Source organism: Ruminococcus sp., assembly GCF_024684275.1.
In genome coordinates this window covers 1-22,798 of record NZ_JAIKXF010000024.1, presented here as the reverse complement: position 1 = coordinate 22,798, position 22,798 = coordinate 1, and the positions used below count along the sequence as shown (strand labels likewise).

The 22,798-nt window shown below is 46.5% G+C and carries 26 protein-coding genes; 17 read left to right on the top strand and 9 right to left on the bottom strand.

Features of this window, described 5'->3' with window-relative positions:
- The 9 genes from K5677_RS03230 to K5677_RS03190 form a co-directional block, all read left to right on the top strand.
- On the top strand, nt 1-303 hold a 303-nt coding region (locus K5677_RS03230), incomplete at its 5' end, for an IMP cyclohydrolase (protein WP_296724579.1).
- Nucleotides 304-342: 39 nt separating this feature from the next.
- Nucleotides 343-1,521: a phosphoribosylaminoimidazolecarboxamide formyltransferase gene (locus tag K5677_RS03225; protein WP_296724577.1), complete on the top strand. Its 1,179-nt coding sequence runs from the start codon at nt 343-345 to the stop codon at nt 1,519-1,521.
- A 56-nt stretch (nt 1,522-1,577) separates the two neighbouring features.
- Nucleotides 1,578-2,156, top strand: a complete 579-nt coding sequence (locus K5677_RS03220) for a hypothetical protein (protein WP_296724575.1) — start codon at nt 1,578-1,580, stop codon at nt 2,154-2,156.
- A 97-nt stretch (nt 2,157-2,253) separates the two neighbouring features.
- On the top strand, nt 2,254-2,775 hold the full coding sequence (locus K5677_RS03215) for a hypothetical protein (protein WP_296724573.1): 522 nt from the start codon (nt 2,254-2,256) through the stop codon (nt 2,773-2,775).
- A 21-nt stretch (nt 2,776-2,796) separates the two neighbouring features.
- Nucleotides 2,797-3,303 carry a hypothetical protein gene (locus K5677_RS03210; RefSeq protein ID WP_296724571.1) on the top strand — a complete coding sequence of 169 codons (507 nt, stop codon included), beginning with the start codon at nt 2,797-2,799 and terminating at the stop codon, nt 3,301-3,303.
- Between the two features lie 11 nt (nt 3,304-3,314).
- Nucleotides 3,315-3,854, top strand: a complete 540-nt coding sequence (locus tag K5677_RS03205; protein ID WP_296724569.1) for a hypothetical protein — start codon at nt 3,315-3,317, stop codon at nt 3,852-3,854.
- Between the two features lie 22 nt (nt 3,855-3,876).
- Nucleotides 3,877-5,163 carry a phosphoribosylamine--glycine ligase gene (gene purD / locus K5677_RS03200; RefSeq protein WP_296724566.1) on the top strand — a complete coding sequence of 429 codons (1,287 nt, stop codon included), beginning with the start codon at nt 3,877-3,879 and terminating at the stop codon, nt 5,161-5,163.
- Between the two features lie 11 nt (nt 5,164-5,174).
- Nucleotides 5,175-5,795 (top strand): hypothetical protein, encoded by a 621-nt coding sequence (locus K5677_RS03195; protein ID WP_296724563.1) that lies wholly within the window; start codon nt 5,175-5,177, stop codon nt 5,793-5,795.
- Nucleotides 5,796-6,067: 272 nt separating this feature from the next.
- Complete coding sequence (locus K5677_RS03190) at nt 6,068-6,394, top strand: hypothetical protein (protein WP_296724561.1); 327 nt, start codon at nt 6,068-6,070, stop codon at nt 6,392-6,394.
- Nucleotides 6,395-6,529: 135 nt separating this feature from the next.
- Here K5677_RS03190 and groL read toward each other — a convergent pair whose 3' ends face one another.
- From groL to K5677_RS03175, 3 genes are all read right to left on the bottom strand, one after another.
- The gene (gene groL, locus K5677_RS03185; RefSeq protein ID WP_296724558.1) at nt 6,530-8,152 is read right to left on the bottom strand and encodes a chaperonin GroEL; all 1,623 of its coding nucleotides are present in this window, start codon (nt 8,150-8,152) and stop codon (nt 6,530-6,532) included.
- Between the two features lie 142 nt (nt 8,153-8,294).
- A complete protein-coding gene (locus tag K5677_RS03180) occupies nt 8,295-8,567 on the bottom strand; it encodes a co-chaperone GroES (protein ID WP_296724556.1) in 273 nt (90 codons plus the stop codon).
- A 151-nt stretch (nt 8,568-8,718) separates the two neighbouring features.
- Nucleotides 8,719-9,834: a hypothetical protein gene (locus K5677_RS03175; RefSeq protein ID WP_296724553.1), complete on the bottom strand. Its 1,116-nt coding sequence runs from the start codon at nt 9,832-9,834 to the stop codon at nt 8,719-8,721.
- A gap of 58 nt (nt 9,835-9,892) precedes the next feature.
- Between K5677_RS03175 and K5677_RS03170 the strand changes: the two genes are divergently transcribed.
- The 3 genes from K5677_RS03170 to K5677_RS03160 all read left to right on the top strand — a co-directional run bounded on the left by K5677_RS03170 (nt 9,893) and on the right by K5677_RS03160 (nt 13,920).
- Nucleotides 9,893-10,219, top strand: a complete 327-nt coding sequence (locus tag K5677_RS03170; protein ID WP_296724550.1) for a YabP/YqfC family sporulation protein — start codon at nt 9,893-9,895, stop codon at nt 10,217-10,219.
- Nucleotides 10,152-11,315 (top strand): sporulation protein YqfD, encoded by a 1,164-nt coding sequence (locus K5677_RS03165; RefSeq protein ID WP_296724549.1) that lies wholly within the window; start codon nt 10,152-10,154, stop codon nt 11,313-11,315. Before K5677_RS03170 ends, K5677_RS03165 begins: the two co-directional genes overlap by 68 nt.
- Nucleotides 11,316-11,433: 118 nt before the next feature.
- Nucleotides 11,434-13,920 carry a glycoside hydrolase family 9 protein gene (locus K5677_RS03160; RefSeq protein ID WP_296724547.1) on the top strand — a complete coding sequence of 829 codons (2,487 nt, stop codon included), beginning with the start codon at nt 11,434-11,436 and terminating at the stop codon, nt 13,918-13,920.
- 106 nt (nt 13,921-14,026) lie between these two features.
- Here the strand turns inward: K5677_RS03160 and K5677_RS03155 are convergent, their stop codons facing one another.
- The 3 genes from K5677_RS03155 to K5677_RS03145 all read right to left on the bottom strand — a co-directional run bounded on the left by K5677_RS03155 (nt 14,027) and on the right by K5677_RS03145 (nt 15,335).
- Nucleotides 14,027-14,200: a hypothetical protein gene (locus K5677_RS03155; protein WP_296724544.1), complete on the bottom strand. Its 174-nt coding sequence runs from the start codon at nt 14,198-14,200 to the stop codon at nt 14,027-14,029.
- Nucleotides 14,201-14,224: 24 nt separating this feature from the next.
- Complete coding sequence (locus K5677_RS03150) at nt 14,225-14,932, bottom strand: PspA/IM30 family protein (RefSeq protein WP_296724541.1); 708 nt, start codon at nt 14,930-14,932, stop codon at nt 14,225-14,227.
- 133 nt (nt 14,933-15,065) lie between these two features.
- Nucleotides 15,066-15,335, bottom strand: a complete 270-nt coding sequence (locus K5677_RS03145) for a type II toxin-antitoxin system Phd/YefM family antitoxin (RefSeq protein WP_296724539.1) — start codon at nt 15,333-15,335, stop codon at nt 15,066-15,068.
- A gap of 258 nt (nt 15,336-15,593) precedes the next feature.
- Here K5677_RS03145 and K5677_RS03140 point away from each other — a divergent pair, with 258 nt between their 5' ends.
- The 5 genes from K5677_RS03140 (at nt 15,594) to K5677_RS03120 (ending at nt 21,331) form a co-directional block, all read left to right on the top strand.
- On the top strand, nt 15,594-16,520 hold the full coding sequence (locus K5677_RS03140; protein WP_296724537.1) for a TIM44-like domain-containing protein: 927 nt from the start codon (nt 15,594-15,596) through the stop codon (nt 16,518-16,520).
- 51 nt (nt 16,521-16,571) lie between these two features.
- Nucleotides 16,572-17,264 carry a sporulation initiation factor Spo0A C-terminal domain-containing protein gene (locus K5677_RS03135; protein WP_296724534.1) on the top strand — a complete coding sequence of 231 codons (693 nt, stop codon included), beginning with the start codon at nt 16,572-16,574 and terminating at the stop codon, nt 17,262-17,264.
- A gap of 230 nt (nt 17,265-17,494) precedes the next feature.
- Nucleotides 17,495-18,202, top strand: coding sequence for a response regulator transcription factor (locus K5677_RS03130; RefSeq protein WP_164173029.1), 708 nt, complete (start codon nt 17,495-17,497; stop codon nt 18,200-18,202).
- A 48-nt stretch (nt 18,203-18,250) separates the two neighbouring features.
- Nucleotides 18,251-19,717, top strand: a complete 1,467-nt coding sequence (locus K5677_RS03125) for a HAMP domain-containing sensor histidine kinase (RefSeq protein WP_296724531.1) — start codon at nt 18,251-18,253, stop codon at nt 19,715-19,717.
- Nucleotides 19,718-19,720: 3 nt separating this feature from the next.
- Nucleotides 19,721-21,331 carry a trypsin-like peptidase domain-containing protein gene (locus K5677_RS03120; protein ID WP_296724528.1) on the top strand — a complete coding sequence of 537 codons (1,611 nt, stop codon included), beginning with the start codon at nt 19,721-19,723 and terminating at the stop codon, nt 21,329-21,331.
- On the opposite strand, the gene K5677_RS03115 is transcribed toward K5677_RS03120, so the two are convergent.
- The 3 genes from K5677_RS03115 to rplQ all read right to left on the bottom strand — a co-directional run.
- The gene (locus K5677_RS03115; RefSeq protein WP_296724526.1) at nt 21,325-21,726 is read right to left on the bottom strand and encodes a TIGR04086 family membrane protein; all 402 of its coding nucleotides are present in this window, start codon (nt 21,724-21,726) and stop codon (nt 21,325-21,327) included. The two genes, K5677_RS03120 and K5677_RS03115, sit on opposite strands and share 7 nt — an antisense overlap.
- Before the next feature lie 54 nt (nt 21,727-21,780).
- On the bottom strand, nt 21,781-22,308 hold the full coding sequence (gene yajC, locus K5677_RS03110) for a preprotein translocase subunit YajC (protein ID WP_296724524.1): 528 nt from the start codon (nt 22,306-22,308) through the stop codon (nt 21,781-21,783).
- 167 nt (nt 22,309-22,475) lie between these two features.
- Nucleotides 22,476-22,798 (bottom strand): 50S ribosomal protein L17 (gene rplQ / locus K5677_RS03105; RefSeq protein WP_296724522.1); only part of this gene is annotated, 323 nt, incomplete at its 5' end.

Here is a 22,798-nt window from a genome sequence, read left to right as displayed (position 1 = left end):
CTGAATGAAATCAATGCTAATCCTAAATTCGGCGAAAAACCCGTTACAGAGAATAGTCCTCTCGTGATGATTGAGTATTCTTCTCCTATGGGATACTTCATCCATACCTATATGGGTGACGGAAACCCGCTTCCAAGCTTTGAAGGAGAGCCTACACAGATTGATATAACAGGCGATATCGATAATTTCACAAAGAATGTATGGGAAGCCCTTAACGCTGATAACAAGGTATCTCTTTTCACAAGATTCATTGACATTGAGACAGGAAAGTACGAGAGCCGTATTGTAAATAAAAACAACTGATTTGTAACCATTTACCATTAGCATATAAGGAGAAACAAAATGAACGAGATCGAACTTAAATATGGATGTAACCCCAACCAGAAGCCTTCAAGAGTATATATGGAAAACGGAAGTGACCTTCCTATCGAGGTGTTAAACGGAAGACCTGGATATATCAACCTTCTTGATGCCCTCAATGGATGGCAGCTGGTTTCAGAGCTTAAAAAGGCAACAGGACTTCCTGCAGCTACTTCTTTCAAGCACGTTTCACCTGCAGGCGCTGCAGTAGGAACACCTCTTACAGATATTGAGAAGAAGATCTACTGGGTAGAGGACCTCGGTGAGCTTTCACCTCTTGCAAACGCATATGCAAGAGCCCGCGGAGCTGACAGAATGTCATCTTTTGGTGATTTCATTTCCCTTTCAGATGTCTGCGACGCTGATACAGCAAGACTTGTAAAAAGAGAAGTTTCAGACGGAATAATTGCTCCTGGATACACAGATGAGGCTCTTGAGATCTTAAAGGCTAAGAAGGGCGGAAACTACGCAGTTATCAAGATCGACCCTGATTATGTACCTGAAGAGAGCGAGAAAAAACAGGTATTTGGTGTAACCTTTGAGCAGGGACACAACTTCATCGAGATAAATGATGAGATGTTTAGGAACATCGTTACAGACAATAAGGACCTTCCTGAGTCAGCTCTTATTGATCTTAAGATCGCACTTATCACACTTAAATACACACAGTCAAACTCAGTTTGCTACGTCAAGGACGGACAGGCTATCGGCATCGGTGCAGGACAGCAGTCCCGTATCCACTGCACACGTCTTGCAGGTCAGAAGGCTGACAACTGGTGGCTGAGACAGTCCCCACAGGTAATGGGACTCCAGTTTGTTGACGATATCCGCCGTGCAGACCGCGACAACGCTATTGACGTATACATCGGCGACGAGTATGAGGACGTTCTCCGCGAGGGTGAGTGGCAGCGTATCTTCAAGGTAAAGCCTGCTGTATTCACACGCGAGGAAAAGAAGGCTTGGCTTGCAAAGAATACAGGCGTTTGCCTCGGTTCAGACGCTTTCTTCCCATTCGGCGACAATATAGAACGTGCTAAGAAGTCAGGCGTTGAGTACATTGCAGAGCCCGGCGGTTCTATCCGTGACGACAACGTTATCGAGACCTGCAACAAGTACAACATCGCAATGGCATTCACAGGTATCCGCCTGTTCCACCACTAATGACCTATGGGCTGCGGTCAGTAAATGACCGCAGCCTTTACTATGGAGAAAAATATATGATATTTCACAGGATAACAGCTATTTTTGCAGCCGCTGCTCTGCTATTCACTCTTGGCAGCTGTACGGAAAACCTATCTTCCTCAGCCCCTGACAGCACCGCAGAAGCCACATCAAAGACCGTTCTTTACGATAATGTACGCAGCAATACCAAATACGAAAACGGCACCTACAGCGGCGAGGGCTTTTCGCTGTACGCCGATCCTAATATTTGGCAGTTCTGCGGCGACAATCCAGATGCTCCCTGCGACTTGCAGCTCATAGTTGATAAGGAGATAAACACCTGCGGTATCAGCGTCTATGTCTCAGATGACGACCACGGCGGCAAAAGCGCTCAGGATATAGTTATGAACGCCAATAATGAGGATATAATCTTCACAGGAGCAGCTGCTACCCCGGCTATGACCTTCTATTACTACGAATGGGCTATCGACGATAATACCCACGGAAGGACCTATTTCGGAGACTACGGCAGCAGATACCTCTGCGCATACGCCGAAAGCACCAATTTCGGCTATGTTGAAAGCAAGATATCAGACCTGCTCGGAAGCATAAAACTCACCGAAAACAAACAATAAATCTCTTGCAATATTCCCTATACTATGTTATACTATACTTGTATGATCAAAATATGGGATAAATACTGCACGTTATATTGTTATAGGGGGAGATATAATGGGAAACTATAATTCCATAAAGCTTGAAAAGGTCTATATAGCCGCCGCTTTTCTGTGCGGTGTTTATATACTGCTGTCTGTACTTGCATATCTGCTGTCAGGCAGTATATTCGGACTTTTCACAGGCTCGGGCGATGACTATGTCCCCGTACACCCCGAAATGATAATATCAGGGAAATGCAAGGCTCTGCTGTGTATTTCCGAAGCTGTATGGCTGCCGTTCATAATATACATACTGAGCTGTGTGGGCTGGGCGTTTTCCGCAAAGAAATGCAAGCGCACCCTTAAAGCCGCTCCTGCTCTGTGGATAGCCGGCTTTATCGCCGAGCATATAATCGCTCTGCTCATTGCCAATTCTTCAATGACTAAGTATATCTCAGAAAGCTGGCTCATTCAGCGCACTGAATATATAAACTTCTTCCTCGGCATTTTCCTTGTGGGAGCTCTTGTGCTGGTATGCACAGCTGCCGCTCTCGGGATCGACGAGGACAGACACGTTAAACATCTGAAATACAAATAATTACTAAACTAAGGAGAAACAATGTCAAAACCGAATATACTAAAAGTCACACAACTCACTGCTGTTCTTTTCTCTTTTACAAAGCTTGCACTGGACATCTTCTTTATCCTGAACAATTATTATTCAGTGCATACAGCACTTTTCGGCGGAAAGCATCAGCAGGACGTTCTGCCAATGGATATAAAAATGTGGCTTATTATCGAAGCAATAATAATTTCTGTACCCATAGGAATAGTTGCAGCGGTAAACTATACCAAAACTGATATGAAACAAAAAAGAGGCATTATAACCGTAGCAACATCAGGACTGATGTTTTTCGCAGACTATCTTGCCTCTGCCATACTGCACCATACCGTGATTTTATCCCTTTCAAAAAAATACGCTGAAAATGTCATATCCATGATATCATCTATCAATTCCGTGAGAAGCTTAACGTCGATACTTAGCTGTACAGCGCTTGTCATGTTATGCTGCTGCGGTGCAGTGGAAATATACGGAGGAGCTAAGCTGAGTTCAACCCCTGCATGAAAGGAAAGAAAATGGAAAGAAAAAAATCGGTCAGCACAGCACTGCGATTCGCAATAGTATTTTTTGTTATAAAGTTTGTACTGGATATGGTGATATTATGCTGTGAGCCGCTGCAAAGGCTTTTATTTATGATGTTTAGCGGCAATATTCTGAGAGATCAGAAGCTTTCCGCAGTTTCAATAATATTTTCCGCAGTTATGCTCATCATAGCACTTCTGCCCAAATCCATACTCGCAGTTTATAGCCTCAGCAAAAAAGATCTGCAAAAGCAGCGCGGTCTGATAACTATAATTCTCACAGCAGCTTTTTCGCTGCTGTCATCTGTAATATCTGCTATAGGCAGTCCCTTTATTGCACGCATCACTTCTTTAAGCGAGACAGGTCTTTTATCAATACTAAGCACCCCAAGAGCTGTTACGGGTCTGTTTTCTGCTGCTGCGACCATAATCCTTTACTGCTGCGGAGCTATTGAACTGTACAACGGCACTGAAAAACCTGTTTATCCGAATAATTACAGCGGAAATACTGACAGCGAAAATACTTTATCTTAAATATATCAGGAGGAATTTCCCAATGAAGAACGTTTTAGTAGTAGGCGGCGGCGGACGCGAACACGCCATTATAATGAAGCTGGCTGAAAGCCCAAAGGTAGGCAAGCTCTACTGTACCCCGGGCAACGGCGGCATCTCAAAGTACGCTGAATGCTTCAATGTAGGCGCTACAGATGTCGACGGCGTAGTAGCTCTCGCAAAACAGCTCAAGCCCGATATGGTAGTTGTTGCTCCCGACGATCCCCTTGTACTCGGTATGGTGGACGCCTTGCAGGCAGAGGGCTTCATGACCTTCGGACCAAAGGCAAATGCTGCTATAATCGAGGGCTCAAAGGTCTTCTCTAAGGAGCTCATGAAAAAGTACGGTATCCCTACAGCCTTCTACGAGGTCTTCACTGAATCCGACAAGGCTATTGCTTATCTCAAAGAGCAGAACAGCTATCCTGCTGTTATCAAGGCTGACGGTCTTGCTCTCGGAAAGGGCGTTATCATCGCTCAGAACGAGGAGGAGGCAATTGCTGCTGTTCATGAAATGATAGACGAGCTCAAATTCGGAAAGAGCTCTGCACGTATAGTTATCGAGGAATTCCTCACAGGTCCCGAGGTATCCGTTCTCAGCTTTACAGACGGTAAGACTATGGTGCCTATGATATCATCTATGGACCATAAACGCGCTCTCGACGGCGACAAGGGACTCAACACAGGGGGTATGGGAACTGTTTCGCCTAACCCTTGCTATACCGAGGATATAGCAAAGGAATGTATGGAGAAGATATTCATTCCAACTATGAACGCTATGAACGCAGAGGGACGTACCTTTGAGGGCTGTCTCTATTTCGGACTTATGATAACTCCGAAGGGACCAAAGGTGATCGAGTACAACTGCCGCTTCGGCGATCCCGAGACACAGGTAGTCCTTCCTATGCTTGACGCTGACCTCTACGAGATATTCGAGGCTATATACAACCATGAACTTGACAAGGTGGACATCAAGTGGCACAAAGGCAGCTGCGCCTGCGTAGTTATGGCAAGCGGAGGCTATCCCGAAAGCTATCCTAAGGGTATCGAGATGAATGGCTTTGACGAAAAGGGACAGGTAGAGGGCTGTTTCGTTTACCATGCCGGAACTAAGCTCTCTGACGACGGAAAATTCCTAACAAACGGCGGACGTGTTATCGGCGTGACTGCCAAGGGCGACAGCTTGCAGGCTGCACTTGACAAGGCTTATGAGGGAGTATCCAAGATAAGCTTTGAGGGAGCTCACTTCAGAAAGGATATAGGACAGAGAGCACTCAAGGCTCTCGGGTAAGGAGCTTTACCATGCATGAACGTCTAAACAGCGGAATAAAATTCTGCATTATCGGAAATCTTCTGTTTCTTGCTTTCAGCATAGTCTGCTTTATTTTTTATACGACGTATAAAGCCGGCTCGGTCCATTCCTCCATTCTGGAATTTTTAGCGTATGCTATTGAGTTCTCGGGCTTTGCGTCATTTATATTCGGTGACTGGCTCATATCCTCATCTATAAGATTCAGAGGTTTAATGAAGCTTTGCCTTACACTGTATATAATCCTTGAGGCGGTAATGATGGTGCTGGAAATAAACGCATACAGGTTTGAATTCTATCACCCATATTCCAGAACCCTTGCAATATTCCATTCGGCTATATCGGGCTTTGTTTGCCTGACCTTCCTACAGCTGGACAAGGACAAGAAAAAGCTTGAAATGATGATAATCATCTGCATTGCAATGATGTTTGCAGGAATGTTCGGAAATATCCTCGGAATAAGGATCTATTTCAGTATCCTTGTAAATGCCGTAGCATATGCGGTAATGTTCTATTCTATCGCAAGACTTATCAGAAATGACGAGATAGAGGTAGACTGCCACGGCGACAGGGCAAGAGTTGCGGAATTTAAAAGTACAATTGTTGATGACTGATAAAAACGTTTCCATATATACTCTCAAAAAGAGAAAAATTCAACGCAAACACGTTGAATTTCAGAAAAATAAATTTGGGATTCTTCGTATTTAACAAAACCAAACGCCTGCATTTGTGGATTTTACACAGTGCAGGCATTTTTTGTTAAATGTAGGTGAAAATAATACCGCTAATTTTACTGTTTACTTGACAAAGAATGCCTCTTGTTGTATAATATGACTTATAAGGTAATATCAATTACCTTAAATATTATGTAAAGGATGAAACACAAATGAACAAAATCATCAAAAAAATCTCAGCAGTAGCTATGGCATTTACGCTGCTTGGCGCAGGTTCAGCTGCAATCAAGACTATTGCTCCACAGACAAACAACACTCTCGTTGCAAGTGCATCAGTACCTGTAGCTTGTAGTCATGTTGGCAAAGGTTCATACGTAACTTATTCTAACTGGTGGTATGATCCGATCGTTTCAGTTCAGTATAGCCCAAAGCTTCGCTGCAATGTTACAATAACAATACCCAGATGGAAGAGATTCAGGTATATACACTGCTCAGGTTGCAGAAATATAACAGCTTCTGTTGCTGAATACCACTATTAATTGCAAAAGCTCTCCTTGCGGAGAGCTTTTTTCTGTATTTATGCATTTGCCTGACGGATAATTTACGCCCAACAAAAAGGCGAACCTTTCGGTTCGCCTTTAATTATGCATTACGAATTACGCATTATGCATTAATCAATACATTCCGCCTGCTGGCATTGCAGGAGCAGCAGGTGTATCTTCCTTGATGTCAGCTACAAGGCTCTCTGTTGTAAGAACCATTGAAGCTACAGAAGCAGCGTTCTGGAGCGCACTTCTTGTTACCTTTGTAGGATCAACGATACCGGCAGGTATCATATCTGTGTAAGCCTCGTTGTAAGCGTCGAAGCCGTAGCCGACCTTGCGTGAACGTACTATCTTGTCAACGATAACGCTGCCCTCAAGACCTGCGTTCTCTGCGATCTGACGTACAGGAGCTTCAAGAGCCTTGAGGATTATCTTAGCACCTGTCTTTTCGTCGCCCTCAAGTGTAGGAACAAGCTTATTTACAGCAGGCATAGCATTTACGAATGCTGTACCGCCGCCTGCTACGATACCCTCCTCAACAGCTGCCTTTGTAGCTGCAAGAGCGTCCTCGATACGGAGCTTCTTTTCCTTCATCTCTACCTCAGTAGCAGCACCTACCTTGATAACTGCAACACCGCCTGCAAGCTTAGCAAGTCTCTCCTGGAGCTTCTCGCGGTCAAAGTCAGAAGTTGTTGTCTCAATAGCGGCACGGATCTGGTGAACTCTTGACTCGATAGCCTTCTTGTCGCCTGCACCGTCAACGATGATAGTATTCTCCTTCTGGATAACTACCTGCTTAGCCTGACCGAGCTGCTGGAGTGTTGTCTCGCTGAGTTCAAGACCGAGCTCAGATGAGATGACCTCACCGCCTGTAAGAACTGCAATATCCTTGAGCATTTCCTTACGTCTGTCGCCGAAGCCCGGAGCCTTTACAGCTGCAACCTTGAATGTGCCTCTGAGGTTATTGAGAATAATTGTAGTAAGAGCTTCACCCTCAACGTCCTCAGCAATGATAACGAGCTTCTTGCCCATTTTTACGATCTGCTCGAGAAGCGGGAGAATCTCTTGGATAGAAGAGATCTTCTTGTCTGTGATAAGAATGAAAGCATCATCGTAAACAGCTTCCATCTTGTCTGTATCTGTAACCATATAAGGTGAGATGTAGCCTCTGTCGAACTGCATACCCTCAACTACCTCGCTGTAGGTCTCAGCAGTCTTGCCTTCTTCGATAGTGATAACGCCGTCAGCGGTTACCTTTTCCATAGCCTCAGCGATGAGCTTACCTACATTCTCGTCAGCAGAAGAAACTGTACCTACCTTAGCAATATCTTCTGTGCCCTGTACAGTCTTTGAATTCTCGACGATAGCCTTTACAGCAGCGTCAACAGCCTTTGCGATACCCTTTTTAAGAACCATTGGATTAGCACCTGCTGCAATATTCTTCATACCCTCACGTACGATAGTCTGAGCAAGAAGTGTAGCAGTTGTAGTACCGTCGCCTGCTGCGTCGTTGGTCTTTGTAGCTACTTCCTTAACGAGCTGTGCGCCCATGTTCTCGAAAGCGTCCTCAAGCTCGATGTCCTTAGCGATAGTAACACCGTCGTTTGTGATAAGGGGAGCGCCGAACTTCTTATCGAGAACTACGTTTCTGCCCTTTGGTCCCATTGTTATTCTTACAGTATCAGCAAGCTTGTCGATACCTGCCTGAAGTGACTTTCTTGCGTCTTCGCCATACTTTATATCCTTAGCCATGATAAATTACTCCTTTAAATTTGATCTTTACTGAGCTATCAGCAATTAGCCTTTAGCCCTAAGCCTGTGGTGTCCCTTCGGGACATATTCAAATATTATCGCGCCAGCGATACCAATAGCTAACAGCTAATGGCTAACGGCTTTATTTTACTGTTGCGAGAATGTCTTCCATTTTTACGATGATGAACTCTTCGCCCTCAAGCTTAACATTTGTGCCCGAATACTTTGAAATGAGGACCTTATCGCCCTTCTTTACTTCCATTTTAACGTCTGATGTGCCGGGGCCAACTTCAACGACCTCAGCTACCTCAGGCTTTTCCTTTGCAGAGCCTGAAAGAATGATACCGCTTTTTGTGGTCTCCTCAGCCTCAGCCATTTTAACAACAACTCTGTCCTGTAAAGGTTTGATAGTCATGATATATACCTCCTGAAAAATTAATAAGCAATTCAAGTTTAGCACTCTTTATCTCTGAGTGCTAATTATATTTTACCACCTTTTTGCAATAAATCAAGCCTTTTCTTCAAGCTTTCACAATTTTTGGCACTGTATACAAATAATTCCACTTTCACGAGCTTTTTGTGTGCTGTAAGCTATCTTTACCGCCAAACTCAACCATAAGCATAACTGTCATTATAACAAGCATTACTGACGGAACAGGCGAATTGTTCCCTGTGCTGCTTACCAGCGGCGACATTGCTTCTGTTACCTCTCCCGTCATAAAAAACGGCATTATCAACCTGCATATTGTAAAACTCAGCACTGCCGCTGTACCTCTCATTATTATAAAGGGCTTCAGTGCCAGCTTCCCTGCGGTCAGCGTCCTTAGCTGGAATATCACACATACTCCGCCAAATGCTGTCAGTGCGCTGATATACGGCAGCAGCAGCCAGTCGCCGCAGGGCAGTCTGCTGATATTCGTAATATCTAAAAATGCGGCGACTATTACCTCGCCGCGTATGCGGTCGAGGTCGGGGAGCTTCGCAAGAAGCTCCCCTGCTGCTGCCGTCATGCCCGTTCGGGCAAGTGCGGCGTTTGCTGCTGCAAACGCCGCTGTCATAATGCAGATGTCCCCCATTGCTCTGCCGCTGCGCAGGACGCAGTCGGTGAGCATATCTGCTGATATGCTCACTCTGCGCGGAGCGCTTCGCGCTCGCGCAGTTCTGCGCAGCGGCACCGAAAGAAGCAGGGCAAGGATAATATTTGCGGATACTGTGGATAAAAGTATCACCAGTCCTGCATCAGGTGATGAATAGAGCTGACGCGAGATACAGCCGAATATAAAGGCAGGTCCTGCGCCAAAGCATAGTCCCGAAAGAAGCTCCGCTCTTTTTCTGTCAAGCCTGCCGCAGGAAAACTCCTCACAAAGCATTTTCATGCCCACGGGATAGCCGGCTATCATACCGAATGTGAATATGGGAAAAACACCTTCCTCCATGCCGAAAAGAAGCCTGCTGAAACGTCCGAGCCACCGCGGAATCAGCGTCATCATACCGCTTGCGGTCATCATGGACGAAACTATCATCATAGCAAACAGGGACGGTATAACGATTTCTATACACCGCTGAAGGCTCTCACCTACTGCCTCGGCAGCTGCGCGCGTATCGCCGAGAAAATACACAAATGCAGCCGACAGTGCTGCTATTTTTGCTGCCTTTACAGCCTTTCCGGCATATTTCTTCATATTTATCACCCCATAAATCATATTATTGGAAATGAAAAAATATACGGGAGTGAAGCTTATGTTTGAATGGCTTGCGGAGCTCACACGGGAGACTCTTTATCTTGATACAAGCATACATATTTCGGGCAATAAAGAGCTCATAATCGACAGCTGCCAGAGAATTGAGGAGTACAACGAGGTATTCATGCGGCTGCTGTCGGGAGGTCTTTACGTCAATATCCGCGGCAGTAACCTGAGAGCCTATGATTTCCGCACAGGTGGACTTGTTATCCGCGGCTGTATTGAAAGTATCGAATTCACGGAAAGGAGCAGACGTCATGAGACCGAAAATGAAGCGAAGCATAAGGATAAACGCAAAGGGAAAACAGCTGAACAGGTTCATTAACACCATACATCAGCACGGGATAGACTGCCGCGGACAGTTCTGCCGCGGTGATGTGTTTTACTGCGACATATTCCGCCGCGACCTGAATAAGGTACAGGATATGGCAAAAAGCTATGGAATAGAACTGAAAACCGCCGAATATGACAGCCTCTCTGCACGGATTTTTCGCTATCGCAGGCGTTTCGGGCTGCTTATCGGCATTCTGCTTGCAATTACAGCTCTCCTGTACTTTTCACAGGTGGTGGTCACTATCGATATAGAGGGAAATTCGGTTGTCAGTGACGAGGTGATACTCTCCGCCCTCAATGAGCTTGACATAAAAGCCGGAACGCCTGTCCGCAGTATAAATATCCCCTACTGCGAAAACAAGCTCCGCCTGATGATAGACGATGTGGCGTGGGCTGGTATCCGCCACACAGGAAGCCGCCTTGTCGTACAGGTCACAGAGGTGAGACAGGTCCCCGAAATGCTCCGCGACCGTGTCCCATGCAATATAGTTGCCAGCCGTGACGCCGAAATAAGCTCGGTCCTCGTCCGCAGCGGTCAGCTCAAACATATCGTGGGAGACTACGTTCCAAAGGGCACTATCCTTATCAGCGGCGTTGACGAAACCGAAAACGGGCGTACCTTCGTTCATCATGCTATGGGTGATATACGCGGTATCTATGAGGAGAAAATCAGCTTCTCAGCGCCTTTTCACGCCGAGGAAGCCGTCCCCACAGGCAAAACCGACACTCAGCGCACCCTGCGGCTTTTCAGCCTTGATATTCCCTTGTATTTCGGAAAAAACAAGTACGGCTCACCCTCTGAGACAACTGAAAAAATTGCAGCAGTATTCGGGCATGAGCTGCCTATAAGCATAAAAACACAGACCTTCTCAGAGACCGTCCTCACGAAAAAGGAATACTCCGAAGATGACCTCACCCAAAAGCTCATGGAGCGTATCTATCTATACGAAAACAACTTCCTCGGCGACGGTACCAAAATACTCAGCCGCCAGATAACCACCGAAATAAGCGGCGGCACCCTTACTCTCCGCGCTGCCTACAGACTTGAGGGCAATATCTGCCTTCAAAGGGACATCTTCATAAAATGAACCCCCAGTCCTTGACATTGATGAGATTTTGTGGCATAATAAATTTGTATAGCTATGTATACTCGTGAGGAAGCTCCGTACACTGCGGAGCAATATATTATGAGAGGAGAGTTTTACAATGCTAAAGAAAATGACAGGCGGGATCCTTTCCGCTGTCCTGCTGGCATCTACTACAGTTTCGGCTCTGCCCGCAGGTGTTATGACAACTGTAAACGCAGCTGACAGCAAGTTCAACTACGCTGACGCTCTGGATAAGTCGCTGTTCTTCTATGAAGCACAGCAGGCAGGTCCGCTCCCTGAGTGGAACAGAGTTGAATGGAAGGCTGACTCAGCTATGCACGATCCCGTACTGGGCGGCTGGTACGACGCAGGCGACCACGTAAAGTTCAACCTGCCAATGTCCTATTCCGCTTCAATGCTGGCATGGGGACTTTATCAGTACCCCGACGGCCTTGAAAAGGCTGGTCTCAAGCAAACATATGAGAACAACCTCATGTTCGCTCTGGATTATCTTGCAGAGTGCGATAAGGGCACCGAGGTCATCTATCAGGTGGGTATCGGTAAGGACGACCATACATGGTGGGGACCTGTTGAGCTCCTTGAATACGGTATGGAGGACAACTCACATTCTATCGCTGAATCACGTGCAGCACTGAAGTCGTCAAAGGGCTGCTCTGCTGTATTCGGTGAAATGGCAGCTGCTCTCGCAGCAGGTGCAGCAGCTCTCGACGGCGACATTGATGCTTCAAAGAAGGCTGATTACCTCAAACACGCAGAGAATATCTACAAGATAGCAAAGACATCTCCAAGCGATGATGTTTACAATAAGAGCGACGCTCAGGGCTTCTATCAGTCAAGCCACTTCTACGACGAGCTCTTCTACGCTGCAAACTGGCTCTACATCGCAACAGGCGATAACGCATACCTTGATGATGCAAAGGGGTATATCCCCAACCTCGGCAAAATGCTGGGCGAGGGCGATACTCTCGCTTACGGCTGGTCGCACTGCTGGGACGACAATATGCAGGGCGCTATGCTGCTCTATGCTATAAACACAAATGATGAGAAGTACATCGCTCACGTCAAGAAGCACTGCGACCGCTGGGTAAACGGCGACGAGGCTAAGAAGATAGACGGCGGACTCCGCTGGCTCAGCAACTGGGGCTGCCTCAGATACGCAAATACAGCTGCTTTCATCGCAACTGTTGCAAGCGACACTATCCTCAAGTCAGAGGCTGACAAGTACACTGATTTCGCTGAGACTCAGGTAAACTACGCTCTCGGTGACAATCCGCTGAAACAGAGCTACGTTGTAGGCTTCGGCGACAAGTATCCTCAGAACCCTCACCACCGTACAGCTCACGGCTCATGGAAGAACGACCTGAAGATACCTGATAAGACAAGACATATACTCTACGGCGCTCTCGTAGGAGGTCCTAACCAGGACGGCTCTTACAACGATGATCGTCAGGACTTCATCAACAACGAGGTAGCTACAGACTATAACGCAGGCTTCACAGCTATGCTCTGCAAGATGGTAGACAAGTACGGCGGCACAAAGGACCCAAGCTTCCCGCAGAAGGAAGTTCACGACGGTCCTGAGTTCTACGTTGAGGTGCTCTCAAAGGGCGGCGACGCAAGCGGACAGACTATCAGCTTCAAGGTAACAAACCATTCAGCATGGCCTGCAAGAGTACAGGACAACATCTCTTTCAGATACTACATGGACCTCAGCGAGGTAAAGGCTATGGGCAAGAACCCCGAGGACCTCGTTATCCGCTGTGACCGTGACCAGTCTGCAATGTACTCAGGCAAGGGCTACAAGACAGCTGAGATATCCAAGCCTATCCAGTACAGCGGAGACATTTACTACATCGAGGTAAATCTCCCCGACGGACGAGTTGTTCTCCCTATCTCTGAGGGACAGCAGCAGTGCGAGATACTCCTTGCACTTGTAATGCCTGATTACGGCAGCGGCTGGGATTCATCAAACGACTTCTCCGCTAAGGACATGGGCAAGACAGCCAAGGGCGACGACGGCTCAGCAAAGGGCGTTATCACTCCTTATGTGCCTGTATACGTAAACGGCAAGCTCTACTACGGCGAGGAGCCCGACGGCACAAAGGCTGACGGTCTCGGCGGCACAGGCAGCGATACTCCCAAGACCACAACAACTACTGCTCCGCAGCCAAACAAGACTACTACTACAACTACTTCCTCTGCAACAACTACAACAAGTGGGAGTACTACAACTACGACAGTTACTGACCAGCGTACAACAGCTACTACAACAAGCAATACAACAACTACAACAGACAGCAATCCAAACTCAGGCGGAAAAAATGAACCTGTTGACGGTGTAGTATACGGCGACGCTAACTGCGACGGTACAGTTGATATGTCAGACGTCGTTCTTATCATGCAGTCACTTGCTAACCCGAACAAGTACGGCATAAACGGTACTGACAAGAACCACCTCACAGAAGATGGCTCTACCAATGCAGACGTTGATAAGAATGTACGCGGCATTACATCAAACGACGCACTCTTTATTCAGGAGTTCCTTCTCAACAAGAGAACAAGCCTCTTCCCAAACACAAAGTAAGATAACATCTAAAGCTCCCCGAGTATATCGGGGAGCTTTTTTGCAGCGTTGACCGGAAATTTGAAAAGCTCCGAAGCTTTATGCTTTCGGAGCTTTTATGTCTTATTCAGATACCGCAATCCTCGTATTCCTTCCACTTCTCATAATAGAGCTTATTGCTCCAGCTGCGGAAAAGTATGTATGATACCGATACGATAACAAGGCATATAGCGCCGATAACAGGCACTGAGTCCCTGAACATTTTCTTTGCGGAATAATCGTCTTTTTTTCTGCGGCTCATAATCAATTGTCCTTTTTCTTAGTATTATTCAGCGTCCTGTGAAGCAGCGCCGCCGTTCATCTCAGCCATGAGTCTCTGGAGCTCTGCATCGACCTTTGCGTCAGATTCCAGCTTTGCGAATGAATCTGTAAGGTCATCTCCGCTGCCGCCTGAGAGAGCACCGCCTGCTATCTCATGAAAAGCGTCAGCCTCTGCCTCCTTGCGCTCTATCTTTTCTTCCATTCTCTGAAACTTCTCATAAGACGAGCTGCCGTCGAAGCTTCCCGAAGCCTTAGCAAGATTCTTCTTTGTATCAGCCATCTGTGAACGTGCGATAAGCATAGCCTGACGGCTCTTAGCCTCTTCAAGCTTTGATTTGAGCACCTCTACCTGATCGCCGATAGCCTCGGTCTGGTCAGAGATAGATTCATACATCTCTTTATAGTTAGAAACGTCCTCGTCAGCCTTGACCTTTCTTGCGAGAGCCTGCTTAGCCAGCTCCTGATCGCCCTTAGCGAGAGCCTGCTTAGCCTTGTTCTCCCAATCGGCAGATATTTTTTCAGCCTCAAGGTACTTTTTTTCAGCAAGGCGCTCACTTGCCTTTGCCTTGCCGTAATTCTGAGTAGCCTTTGTAAGCTCGGTCTGCATATCTATAATGACCTGCTTGACCATTTTCTCAGGATCTTCGGCTCTGTCGATAAGGTCGTTTACGTTTGACTTGAGAAGGTCGCTTAATCTTGCAAAAATTCCCATAACAATGATCCTCCTGTTTCGTGTAAGAATGCTTCATGACACACCCTCTGCATAACAATATTCCTGTAAACAAAAGGTGTATTGATCTCATCTGATTTTCAGCTGTTTTATCTGTGAACGCATTATTACCAAATCATTCCCCGTCTTTTTCCAGTTCGCTGATAAACTGTCCGAGTCTCTTAAAATCGCCGCTTTCAGAGCTAAGCTGCATATCAGCGTCCGCGCCGAGGATTTTTTCACGGAGATCAAGAAGCTTTCTGCGCTTTTCAAAGGTGTCGGCTGTCATAACTATCATGTCAGGACAATGTTCATTTACAAGCCTGACAGGCTCGCCCGTCATAGAGCAAAGCTTAACGAAAAGCTCGTAATTATTGCTGAAGTCCTCATTTTTAATAGTTATCATGGAAAGCCGCTCCTTTCAGAAAAATGATCCCCGACTACTATTTTAACTTGAATTCATGGATTTGTCAATATTTTTTGGTAAAAAAGCAACAAAATGCAGTCAATATTTATGCACAAATAAAATTCTCCTTTTTTGTACATATCGCACTGTTTCGACGTAAAATAACAAAATTCACACCTTGCACATTGATTTATATATTTTTCTATGATATAATAATCTATATTCACTGCATAATTCATGATATAGGGGGAATGTATTATGAAAAAAATACTCAGATTAATACCAATGATAGTCCTGATACTCGGGCTTGTCATCGTACCTGTCCGCGCAAGAGGATTTGATTTCGGTGACTTTTCAGGCGATTCCGACTTTGGCGGAGGCGGCTGGGACAGCGGCGGCAGCGACTGGGGCAGCAGCTGGGACGATGATGATGACTACTCCTACAGCGGTCACCACAGCAGCGGTTCAAGCTCGGGAAGTGACATCGAAGCTTTTATATTCGTTATCATATTCCTTGTCATTATAGTAGGTCCTTCACTGCTGAAATCAGGAAAGAAGTCAGGCAAGTCCACAAACAATGGTCCATATATACAGCCTACTTCAACAGCTTCACTCAAGAGCGTAGCTTCCTATTCGGGAGTCGATCCTTCATTCTCGCCTACCGAGTTCAAGGAGAAGCTCGCAAACCTCTATGTCCGTTTCCAGAACGACTGGCAGGCTAAAAATATCAGTGAGCTCCGCCCATATATGTCCGACGCAATGTTTGCACAAATGGACAGACAGCTTGATACCTACCGCCAGCGTTTCGAGACCAACCACATTGACCGTATAGCTGTCCTCGGAGTTGAGCTCCTCGGCTGGAAGCAGGAAAACGGCTATGATATAATGATAGCAAAGCTCAACACAAGAATAGTTGACTATGTTATGGACGACCGCACAGGCAAGGTCATCCGCGGCAGCAATACCAAGGAGAAGTTCATGACCTATGAATGGACAATGGCTCGTACCACAGGCGTTGTTACATCCCGCTCAACAGGCACGACCTCACAGACCTGTCCGTACTGCGGCGCTCACGTAGACATCAACCACTCGACTGTATGTGAATACTGCCTGTCGGTACTCACAACAGATACTTTCGACTGGGTAGTAACAAACATAAGGGCTCTCTCTCAGCAGACCAGATAAAATAAATCGGGCTCCCGTTTTTCGGGAGCCCTGAACATATATGGTAAAACTATGGATACGAAACTTCTTATCTGCGACGACACAGCCGCTCTCGGCGAAGCTCTTGCACGTAAATTCATGAATATGGGTATTCCGTCGCATTGCTGCCGTGACAGCGTTTCCGTCATGGAAAAAAGCCTCAAAAGCGGCGGATACAAAGGTATAGTTCTATTTGCCTTTCGTCCCTACGAGAGACTGCTGAGCTTTATTTTATCCGCCAAAAGCAGAGGCATATCCGTATTTGCAGGGCTTTATACCTCCCTCAGCAGTATCCGCAGCGCCTTCCTCCGCGCAGGTGCCGTGCAGTGCTTCACAATGCCATGCTCTGTAAACGCGCTCTGCCATAGGGTTATGCTGCGCCTTGACTGCCCTGAGGAGCTGCTGCCGCGTATAGAGCTTTTCCTTGAAGAAACAGGCTTTCCGCGCAGACTCGGCGGCTTCTGCTGTCTTGCCAAAGCCTGCGAGCTGTGCATAAGAGCTCCCGAAAGGCTGTGGGGCGGCATGAATGGTATCTATGAGGAAACTGCGGAATGCTTTTCAGGCAGTGCGCCCTCTGTTGAGCGCTCTCTGCGGCTTCTCGGCAAGGCGGCAGGCGAAAACGGTACACTTTCGCGGCTCACCGAATATCAGATCACTCATAAGCCCACAAATACAGAGCTCATTTGCGCTGTCTGTGATGCATTTTTTCGTCAACTCTACAAATAAACAGCTCCGCATTTGTGAATTTGTCAAAAATTATCTCACATATTCAAAAATTGGTTATTTTTGATTGACATTTTCGCAAAACTGAGTTATAATAATTTTAATATCTTTTATGTGGGCATATACCGTTTTGTCTGCATAATAACTTGATTTAGGGGCAATATAAATACTTTCTTTGCAAAGCGCAAAATAAGGGGAAGTATATGTTTTATACGGAAGGAAGGTATTAACAAATGGCTAATGAAAAAAATCCAAAGGTCCTGATAGTTGACGATGATAAGAATATCTGCGACCTTCTCAGACTTTATCTCGAAAAGGACGGCTACAGTGTGCTTTTATGTCATGACGGCGATGACGCTGTCGTAAAATTCAAGGCTCTGAGCCCTGATATGGTACTCCTCGACATAATGCTCCCCGGCAAGGACGGCTGGCAGGTATGCCGTGAGATCAGAAAAATATCAAACGTTCCGATTATAATGATCACAGCAAAGGGCGAGACTATCGACAAGGTCATCGGTCTCGAACTTGGTGCTGACGACTATATAGTAAAGCCCTTCGACGCAAAGGAGGTCATCGCACGTATCAACGCAGTTACTCGCCGCGTGGGTACAGGTATGGCTGAACCCGAGGAGAAGGAGGTACACTACGACAAGCTCTCTGTTAATATGGACAGCTATGAGCTTAAAGTAAACGGCAAGAATATAGATACTCCGCCAAAGGAGCTTGAGCTTCTGTATTACCTTGCGTCTAATCCCAACAGAGTTTATACCCGTGACCAGCTTCTTGACGAGGTATGGGGATTTGAATACTACGGCGATTCACGTACTATCGACGTACACATCAAGCGTCTCCGCGAAAAGCTTGAGGGCGTTTCCGAAAAATGGACTCTCAAGACAGTATGGGGCGTAGGATATAAATTTGAAGCAGAGGAAGAGGAATAATTCTTCAAGGGGACATCTGTCCCCTTATTTTGTATAGAGGTGATACCCTTGAAAAGCAAAAAAAGCTCATATGATAAGCTCTTTATATTTCTCGTTCTCATAATGATATCGGTAAATATCTTTATTGGTATCGCAGTAATAACGGTCAGCTCATCTATCTATAAATCCTCAAAGCTCCACGACCTTCAATCAATTGGCGACCTGTTTACAAAATCCATGCAGAGGGACTACAACGATACCCGTGATACCCGTTCAGCCAATATAAAAAAGCTTCACGAGGTATTCTCACGCGAATACCACCTGATGATCTATATCTATGACGAAAACGGTAACTGCGTTCTCTCAGACGCAGACTATAACGAGGAACCTAAAAAGGTAGTCAGGAATACCTCAAAAATATCCGAGGCAGAGCTCGAAAGACTCAGCTCTAAAGACTTCCTTAACCTTGAAACAAAAAATATCTCAGCCGACCAGCCATATATGCTCTACGGCACCTGTTTTTTCCTGAAAGGTACAGATGACCTTGTCCCGACACGAATGTTCGCCAAATTCTATACCAAATCCAACGATATCAATTCCTTCTCAGTAAAAATGTCAATTGCCTATGCGCTCGTTTGCGCATTGAGCATATTCATTCAGCTCTTTGTCATCAAGCATAAATTCAAAAAGCTCGCTGACTATGAGAACGATTTCAAACGCATATGTGAACAGTATGCAAAGCGCGATTTCTCAGAGAAAATACCTCAGGACGTTCCCTATACTACTCCTGAGATAGCAGAGTATGTAAATACCGTCGCCGCAGACGTTGCCAAGAGCGAGGAGACCAGCAAGACCTTCATCGCCAATGTCTCTCACGAGCTGAGAACCCCTATCACTACCGTAGGAGGCTTCGTAGATGGCATACTTGACGGTACTATTCCTAAAACCAAGCAGAACGAGTACCTTGTACTTGTCTCAAAGGAGATAAAGCGTCTGAGGATACTTATTTCCTCAATGCTGAATATGTCACGCTTTGAAACAGGTACGCTCAGACCGAATTTCCACGACGTAAATCTGACAGAGATAGTTATACAGACCGTCCTCATGTTCGAGAAGAAAATAGAGGACAAGCACCTTGAAGTAGAAGGTCTCGGAAGTGACCGTATGACCTGCGAGGTTGACGCAGACCTTATCCAGCAGGTAGTATATAACCTTGTGGAAAACGCCGTAAAATTCGTAAACGACGGCGGAATACTCTCATTCCGCTTTGAGCGTTCCGTAAACGGTATGTGTACCATAGGCATAAAGAATACGGGTGAGGGACTTAAAAATACCGAGATAACTCAGGTATTTGACCGCTTCTACAAAACAGACTCGTCACGAGGCAAAGACACTACAGGACTCGGTCTCGGACTTGCTATTTCAAGAAAGATAGTTCATCTCCACCACGGTCACATCGTTGTCAAGAGCGTTGTGGGAGAATATACCGAGTTTCTCATTCAGCTGCCCGAAAAGCAGCCCAAAAGGAAAGGATAAACAATGGACGGAAATAACAACTACAATAATTCTCCCTATGGGAGCAATTATCAGCAGCCCTATGTCCCCCAGCACGAAAAGCCCTCCTCAGAGAGCAGCTTTAACAGCGGTATGCAGGGCGTAAACGAGCCTAACAGCTACAACAGCCCTCCACCGCCGCCTCAGAATAACTACGGTCAGCAAAACGGCTATAATCAGCCCACAGGCGGCTACAGTCAGCCAAATAATTACGGACCGCAGAGAGGCTATAACAATCAGTACGGAAGCGCTCCGCGGCAGGGCGGATACGGTCAGCAGCAGGGCTACAGCGGCTATGACCAGCAGCCCAGACGTCCTGTATATGACCGCTTTATGTATGAGCCCATAGGCTTCCCGGAAACTGACCGCGGACAGAACAGCTCCAATGAGTTCGGCTTTGCTGAAAAGAAAAGCCGCCCCACCAGCGAAAGAGCCATCGCTGCGCTGTTCCTGATACTCATTCTTATAGCCGCAGGCATCTCAATTATCGGCATTATCCACGATATTGCCAAAAGCGGCGAGATAGTGGACAAGATAGGCAATCCCCAGCAGGTAGTGCTCTACAAGGAGTCAAAGCCTAAGGGTGCCAACGACGAGGAAAAATTCAAGGACGAAAACGGCAGATATACCACCGAGGGAGCTGCTGCTCTTGTAAAGCCCTCTATCGTCAAGATATATACCTATGCTGATTACGCCGGATATATGGCAAAAAGAACTGTTGGCACAGGCTCGGGTATAGTCCTCAACGAGGACGGCTACATCGTCACAAATGCCCACGTTTTACAGTCTGACGGCTACCACAAGGTAGAAACTGTTGACGGCGACCTGTACGACGCTAAGATAGTCGGCAGAGATGCAAAAACGGATATTGCCGTTGTCAAGGTCAACGCAAAGGACCTCACCCCTGCTACTTTAGGAAACTCAGATGAGGCAGTTGTAGGCGAGCAGGTCATCGCTATCGGCAACCCTGCAAACCTTTCCAATACTGTTACTGACGGCATCGTTTCAGCCGTAAACCGTAAGATACGCAGCGATTCCACAGGCTTTGAGATGAACTGCATACAGACCAACGCCGACATAAGCCCCGGAAACTCAGGCGGTGCGCTGGTAAATATGTATGGTCAGGTGATAGGTATCACCTCGTCAAAGTACGTAAGCGCCGAATTTGAGGGACTTGGCTTTGCTATCACTATCAACGAAGCCTCTCCTGTTATCGAGGAGCTTATAAAGAATGGCTTTGTGGCAGGACGTTTCCGTATCGGTATAAAGCTCCGTGATACAGAGACTGAGGAAAAGAAAAAGGCTCTGGAAGAAATACTGGGCTTTGAGCTTCCTGATGACTTCAAGGGCATCTACATCGACAGTATCGACAAGGACAGCGATATTGCCAATACCGAGCTCAAGGCAGGCGACTTCATCACTGAAATAAACGGCAAGACCGTAAGCACCTACGACGAGCTCTATGATACCATAAGCAGCCAGTACGAAGCAGGCGATACAGTACCTGCTACCTGTGCTCATCTGGACAAAAACGGCAAAATAGACTATTACAACATAGAATTCAAGCTCATGGAGGACACCTCAGGCAATTATTGATCCCTGAGCTTTCTCGGACGCTTTGAATTGACACCTGCAACTCCCCCTGCTGCACCGAATACGGTAAGCAGGAGGAGTTTTTTTATGCCCGTTATCTCTCCCGTAAGAGCAATACTTACCGCCGCTATGACCAGATACATCAGAGCTCCGCACAGCGAGCCTCCAAAAAGTCCCTTTCTTCGGCGGTACTTGCCGTAAACAAAGGCTCCCGTGTAGGCTCCGAGTGAAAGCGAAGCCCCTGCAAAGGCTCCTGCCATAGCCATATCCTTCATCACGTAAAACAGCAGAGCCGCCAATATAGCTGCTGCTCCCAATGTACAGCCAAGCCCAACCAGTACAGCCGCAGCCATACTAAGCCCACTGTTTGTCCAAAGACTTTTCCTGTGTCTGCCCATAAAAAAGACCTCCGCCATAGAATCCATATGAATTCTATGCAGAGGTCATATTTTTTATTCTTCGTCGTCCTTCTTTTTCTTAGACTTTTTTTCCTCAGAGGTATCGTCAACTACAGCAGCAGTTTCAAGAGCCGGTGACTTCTTAGCACCGCTTGCCTTTGCTTCCTTCATGCGCTCCATAGCAGTAACATTCTCTGTGATAGCCCAGTTCTTTATTCTGAGCTTGTGCTTTGCGCCGCCTGTTTCGATAACGACTGTATCCTCGCCTACGCTTACAACGATACCAACGATACCGCCGCCTGTGACGATCTCGTCGCCTACCTGAAGGCTCTGCTGCATTTCCTTGAGCTCTCTGTCACGCTTCTTCTGAGGTCTGATAGCAACAAAGTAGAGAATAGCAAACATTGCCACCATCATTATCAGCGTACCGCCCATACCTGCGCCTGCGCTCATCTGACCTGTGCCCTGACTGTTAGCTGCGCCCGCAGCCTCTGTCTCAGCGAAAGCGTTCATAGCTGAAACTCCTGCCATAGCAGCTGTAGCCACAGCGGCAGCAAGAGATGATAATATCTTCTTATTCATAATGATTCTCCATTCGTTTTATTTTGTATTTCATACGAATTTTATTATATCATATCCCAAATAAGATTTCAAGTACTTTAAGGCGATTTTTCGTATTTTTTTATTATCTGTATATATAAAAAGCCGTTCCCTTAATGGGAACGGCTCCTGTGTATCGATATCTGCGATCAAACGAGCTTGATGATAGCCATTTCAGCAGCGTCGCCACGGCGAGGACCGATCTTTACGATCTGTGTGTAACCACCGTTTCTCTCTGCATACTTTGGAGCGATCTCATCGAAAACCTTCTTAGCAACAGACTCCTTAGTGATGTAAGAATATACCTGACGCTTGGAGTGCAGATCAGCGCTTTTACCGATAGTGATCATTTTTTCTGCAACTGCACGAACTTCCTTTGCTCTTGTTACGGTAGTTTCGATCTGACCGTTCTCAAGCAGGAAAGTTACCATGCCTCTGAGCATAGCCTTTCTATGATCAGATGTTCTGCCCA

Coding starts and splice junctions, on each gene's coding strand:
- K5677_RS03205 (WP_296724569.1), top strand. CDS start 3,315: ATGGAAAGAAAAAAATCGGTCAGCACAGCACTGCGATTCGCAATAGTA.
- K5677_RS03195 (WP_296724563.1), top strand. CDS start 5,175: ATGCATGAACGTCTAAACAGCGGAATAAAATTCTGCATTATCGGAAAT.
- K5677_RS03120 (WP_296724528.1), top strand. CDS start 19,721: ATGGACGGAAATAACAACTACAATAATTCTCCCTATGGGAGCAATTAT.
- K5677_RS03225 (WP_296724577.1), top strand. CDS start 343: ATGAACGAGATCGAACTTAAATATGGATGTAACCCCAACCAGAAGCCT.
- yajC (WP_296724524.1), bottom strand. CDS start 22,308: ATGAATAAGAAGATATTATCATCTCTTGCTGCCGCTGTGGCTACAGCT.
- purD (WP_296724566.1), top strand. CDS start 3,877: ATGAAGAACGTTTTAGTAGTAGGCGGCGGCGGACGCGAACACGCCATT.
- K5677_RS03180 (WP_296724556.1), bottom strand. CDS start 8,567: ATGACTATCAAACCTTTACAGGACAGAGTTGTTGTTAAAATGGCTGAG.
- K5677_RS03215 (WP_296724573.1), top strand. CDS start 2,254: ATGGGAAACTATAATTCCATAAAGCTTGAAAAGGTCTATATAGCCGCC.
- K5677_RS03140 (WP_296724537.1), top strand. CDS start 15,594: ATGAAAAAAATACTCAGATTAATACCAATGATAGTCCTGATACTCGGG.
- K5677_RS03155 (WP_296724544.1), bottom strand. CDS start 14,200: ATGAGCCGCAGAAAAAAAGACGATTATTCCGCAAAGAAAATGTTCAGG.
- K5677_RS03150 (WP_296724541.1), bottom strand. CDS start 14,932: ATGGGAATTTTTGCAAGATTAAGCGACCTTCTCAAGTCAAACGTAAAC.
- K5677_RS03145 (WP_296724539.1), bottom strand. CDS start 15,335: ATGATAACTATTAAAAATGAGGACTTCAGCAATAATTACGAGCTTTTC.
- K5677_RS03135 (WP_296724534.1), top strand. CDS start 16,572: ATGGATACGAAACTTCTTATCTGCGACGACACAGCCGCTCTCGGCGAA.
- K5677_RS03115 (WP_296724526.1), bottom strand. CDS start 21,726: ATGGGCAGACACAGGAAAAGTCTTTGGACAAACAGTGGGCTTAGTATG.
- K5677_RS03170 (WP_296724550.1), top strand. CDS start 9,893: ATGTTTGAATGGCTTGCGGAGCTCACACGGGAGACTCTTTATCTTGAT.
- groL (WP_296724558.1), bottom strand. CDS start 8,152: ATGGCTAAGGATATAAAGTATGGCGAAGACGCAAGAAAGTCACTTCAG.
- K5677_RS03175 (WP_296724553.1), bottom strand. CDS start 9,834: ATGAAGAAATATGCCGGAAAGGCTGTAAAGGCAGCAAAAATAGCAGCA.
- K5677_RS03130 (WP_164173029.1), top strand. CDS start 17,495: ATGGCTAATGAAAAAAATCCAAAGGTCCTGATAGTTGACGATGATAAG.
- K5677_RS03160 (WP_296724547.1), top strand. CDS start 11,434: ATGCTAAAGAAAATGACAGGCGGGATCCTTTCCGCTGTCCTGCTGGCA.
- K5677_RS03165 (WP_296724549.1), top strand. CDS start 10,152: ATGAGACCGAAAATGAAGCGAAGCATAAGGATAAACGCAAAGGGAAAA.
- K5677_RS03190 (WP_296724561.1), top strand. CDS start 6,068: ATGAACAAAATCATCAAAAAAATCTCAGCAGTAGCTATGGCATTTACG.
- K5677_RS03210 (WP_296724571.1), top strand. CDS start 2,797: ATGTCAAAACCGAATATACTAAAAGTCACACAACTCACTGCTGTTCTT.
- K5677_RS03220 (WP_296724575.1), top strand. CDS start 1,578: ATGATATTTCACAGGATAACAGCTATTTTTGCAGCCGCTGCTCTGCTA.